Source organism: Leptolyngbya cf. ectocarpi LEGE 11479, assembly GCF_015207065.1.
GTDB classification, from domain to species: domain Bacteria; phylum Cyanobacteriota; class Cyanobacteriia; order Phormidesmidales; family Phormidesmidaceae; genus Leptothoe; species Leptothoe ectocarpi.
In genome coordinates this window covers 1-4484 of sequence record NZ_JADEXP010000450.1, presented here as the reverse complement: position 1 = coordinate 4484, position 4484 = coordinate 1, and the positions used below count along the sequence as shown (strand labels likewise).

General features: G+C 50.1%; 2 protein-coding genes. Both read left to right on the top strand.

Features of this window, described 5'->3' with window-relative positions; genetic code table 11:
* The first annotated feature begins 107 nt into the window (after positions 1–107).
* On the top strand, positions 108–2888 hold the full coding sequence (locus tag IQ260_RS28100) for a cation-translocating P-type ATPase (RefSeq protein ID WP_322745067.1): 2781 nt from the start codon (positions 108–110) through the stop codon (positions 2886–2888).
* A gap of 193 nt (positions 2889–3081) precedes the next feature.
* Positions 3082–3558: a YadA-like family protein gene (locus tag IQ260_RS28095; RefSeq protein WP_228016498.1), complete on the top strand. Its 477-nt coding sequence runs from the start codon at positions 3082–3084 to the stop codon at positions 3556–3558.
* Positions 3559–4484: the final 926 nt, after the last annotated feature.

Here is a 4484-nt window from a genome sequence, read left to right as displayed (position 1 = left end):
AGCTGGCTGACTGGCAAATTTTCTTAAATCCTGATGGAGAAAAACAGGCTTGTGCTGGATGGAGATTCACTAAAATAAGACATTCTTTATGTGAGGTGTATGTCACAGTGGCTCAAGCAGTGCAGGCTGATCCAAGATATGAGTATCCTTCCAGGGACTGGCATCAGCTAGACGCATCTGCGGTAGTCACGCTCTTAAAGACCTCATCTACGGCGGGTCTGTCCGAATCGGATGTTAGAACCAATCTGGACAACTATGGCCTCAACACGTTGCCTGAGATTTTGCCCCGTTCTAGTCTCAAGCTCTGGTTGGCTCAATTTACGACGCTGCCGGTTGCCCTACTAACAGCGGCTGCATGCCTATGTCTCTTTACGGGAGGAACAATCGACGCGGTGGTGATTATGGGTGTGGTGGGCATTAATGCCACGATTGGCTATGTGACCGAAAGTCAATCCGAGAAGATTATTCGGACCCTCAAATCGCGCGGGGAGCCGATGACCCGCGTTATACGATCGGGGCAAGAACAGCCGATTGCGACTGCATCGGTGGTGCCAGGAGATTTACTGATCTTGCGGGCAGGTAGCTTTGTGGCGGCTGACTCTCGGGTCATTGATGCTCAGGGGCTGACTATTAATGAGGCGGCTTTGACTGGCGAGAGCATCCCGGTGGAGAAAACACCTGATGTGTTGCCTAGGGGGGAGGTGCCGCTGGCAGAGCGCATCAATATGGTCTATAAGGGAACGTTGGTAACTGACGGGCAAGGGGTTGCGATCGCAGTTGCCACTGGCCCCACCACAGAACTTGGTAAAATCCAGCAGCTAGTCGATACCGTCCCAGCTACTGAGACCCCACTCCAGAAGCAGTTAGATACCGTTAGTGGGCAGTTGGTGGGGCTCAGTTGCGCCGTGTGTGCTCTAGTGTTTGGCATGGGGGTACTGCGAGGGTATGCCCTGTTGCCTATGCTCAAAATTGCGATCTCGCTAGCGGTGGCGGCGGTGCCAGAAGGGCTACCCACCATTGCCACCACCACCCTGGCCTTGGGCATCCAGGAAATGCGCCACCGCCATATCTTTATTCGCACCCTGAATGCGGTTGAGGCCCTAGGGGCTGTGCAAACTATATGCCTCGATAAAACTGGCACCATTACTGAGAATAAAATGGTTGTTTCAGACGTCCAGGTGGGCACAGATTGTTGGCAGGTAAACGCGGGCAAATGGTTGTCTCCAACGGGGCGAGCATTTGTTCCTAAAATCAATCCTAAACCTGTTTCTCAATCAGCGACTGGTCTGTTGATGCAAGTGGCGGTGTTGTGTAGTGACGCTCAGGTGAAGCCGCAGACCGATGGACCACCTGTGATCACAGGTTCGGCCACGGAAACAGCCTTAATTGAAATGGCGGTAGCTGCTGGTGTGGATGTGGTTGACCAGCAACGCCATGCACCGCTGATGGTGACATATGCGCGCACCCAGACTCACCCTGTGATGAGTACGATCCATCAAAGCAGGACCACGTCATCTGAGGCAGAGGCGCTGACGCTAATAGCCGTAAAAGGGAACCCAGCAGCGGTGTTATCCCGGTGCGATCGCTGGCAGCAGGGAGAGATGATACATCCCCTCACGGCAGCCGATCGTGGGCGCATTGGGCTGAGTAATCAACAGCTTGCGGGTAAAGCTTTGCGGGTGTTGGGGTTTGCTTACAAACAAGGAGCTTATCCACCAAGAGAAAGAACTGACTCAGCACCTGAGAACAACCTGATCTGGCTAGGCCTGGTGGGACTGAGCGATCCTATTCGGGCAGGGGTGCCAGACCTGATTGGGGCATTTCACCAGGCGGGGCTCAAGACCGTTATGATCACAGGCGATCAAAGACCCACCGCTCGCGCTATTGCCGAGACCTTGCAGCTTAGCCGTCAGTCCCAGATGACTGTGCTAGATGCCACGGGGCTGAGCAGCTTATCCCCTAGCAGCCACCTTGAGCAGGTAGATGTCTTTTCACGGGTTACCCCTACCCATAAGCTGGAGATTGTTCAGACGCTACAGGCCGCAGGCCAGATCGTGGCGATGACGGGAGATGGCATTAACGATACCCCGGCGTTGAAAATAGCTAATGTCGGGATTGCCATGGGGGCAGGCAGCAGCGATGGGGTACACGAAGTCGCCGATGTGGTGATTGCCGACAACAATCTGAAGACCTTAGTGGATGCCCTGAAGCGAGGTCGAACCACCTATAGTAATATCCGTAAGTCAGTTCATTTTCTGCTGTCTACCAACCTGAGTGAGATTATCGTCACGGCGGTGATGACGACTGTGGCTATCGGTTCTCCCATGACCGTGATGCAACTCCTCTGGTTAAACTTAGTCACCGATGTATTTCCGGGGTTAGCCCTGGCACTGGAGCCGCCTGAATCCGATGTGTTGACTCAAGCTCCTCGCAACCCCCATGAGCCGCTCATTAAGGCGACTGACTTTGGGCGCATTGGGTTTGAGTCTATCGTGCTCTCTCTCAGTGCCCTGGGGGGCTATGGTTACGGCCTCTGGCAGCATGGGCCTGGGCCTCAGTCGGGTACGATTTTATTTATGGGGCTGACGATTGGCCAGATTTTGCATACCCTGAGCTGCCGCTCTGAAAAATATGGCGTTTGGAATACTCAACAGCTGTCCGTGAATCCCTATGTGGTGGTTGCGATCTCATTCACGCTCATCCTCCAACTGTTGCCCATGGTGTTCTTGGCATTGACTAACCTCCTCAGCCTGGCTCCATTAACCCTCATAGACTGGCTGATAGTTGCCCTCAGTTCCCTATTGCCGTTATTAGTCAATGATGGGAGTAAATTCCTCTTTGATCATAATTTTGGCAAACACTTAGAAAAGCGTCCCATAACGTCATAAAGTCGTCATTCACTGGGGATATACTTAAAGCAGGCTAGAGAAAGAATATCTCATCTCAGACAGATATTTTTCGAACAGCCCCTTCAAAATGCCTGACTTTTATCGCTACGATCTAAAATCGCCACGATCTGAAAAGAATAGGCTGTGAAGGTCTATTTCACTACGTTATGCTTTATTTCGTTAGGGAGTGGGGATGATGAAAAAAAGTCTCAAGTGGATTCCTGTAAGTCTTGTAACAACTGCTTTGCTATCCTGGCCTCTTGCGGCATCAGCACAGCAAATGCCTGACTACAGCTATGTCGGTTTAGGTGGCGGTGATAATGGTTTTGTCGTTAACGGCAAGCTTGTTATTGACGATCACGTTTCGGTTAGACCATCAGTTGCAACAGACTTTGATTTTGATGATGGTGAGGATGTTTCCTATGTTTTGCCGATTACCTATGACTTTAATTCGTTAGACCGGAGCGGTAAACTTTATCCGTTCCTAGGGCTAGGAATTGGTGGTGATATCGGTGACGACAGCACGGTTGAATTTGCTCTCACAGGTGGAGGCGACTATCTAATTAGTGATCAGTGGGCTGTAAATGGGGCCGTTAACTATCTACCATTTGCTGACGGTGATGAGGTCGGTTTCACTATCGGTATTGGCTACGTTTTTGGTGATCTTTGATAGGCCGACTTGTCTAACATAGATTGGAGGTTAAGCAATCCCCTCTCCTAGTTTTTAGGAGAGGGGGTTATTCAATATTTTTCGCATGAGGTTCATCCAACGATCGGAACTTGTGCCTCCTCATTTGTAGAATTCTAGGTTTCTGATAACGGATAGGCGCTGTTATCGTAATCGGGAGTATAATGGTCAATAGTCACGAACTGTACACTGCTCATAAGCCTCCCTGAGGTGAGTGCAGCGAGATGATAATGCAGGTTTGGTACTGCGGTTTTACTTAGCCTCACTTCTACTCTAAAACTTTAATGTGAGAGAATTGTGAAGACGCCTAAAATCCCAGGGCGTATGGACATAACCTTGACAATTGGTAAGCCGATCTCAATAACAGAGCCGTGACCTACTTATCAAACCACATTTAAGCTAGCAACAATAACTCTGGCTGAAAAATCATCACTAGCCCAAAAAATAACATGAACAATCCACTAGCCAATTTAAGGCGGCGGCCTTGGTTTTCAGTTAACCGAGTGGACTCAAAGGAATAGATGAAATTTGCCAGTATGAGCCCCAAAGGCACAATATAGAGGACGGCATAAAGGAAAGTCCAAGTGGTTTGGCATAATAGAGTGCCGCCTACACTTTGAGTGTTGCAATAGTTTACCAGGGTGGTCATGTAGACCACGGGTAAGATTGCGGTGCAGCCCAGTTCAACAGTATTTACAAAAATGGCTAGAATAACTGTACTGCCTAACGCTGCGAGAAACTGTAATCGATTTGTCTGAGGCTCGTTCAGGCTGCGGACAATGCGGCTGGCCTTTTGGGTAATGGTGCGCTGTTCGTCGGCTGACAGAGATAGGGAAACACCTTGTTTAAACCAAAAGTAGTCTTTGACGTTGATTACCCCAGCGATCGCAACTCCTGTCTCTTATACA

Excerpts from the sequence above, each read along its gene's own strand:
- IQ260_RS28095 (WP_228016498.1), top strand. The coding sequence starts at position 3,082 with ATGATGAAAAAAAGTCTCAAGTGGATTCCTGTAAGTCTTGTAACAACT.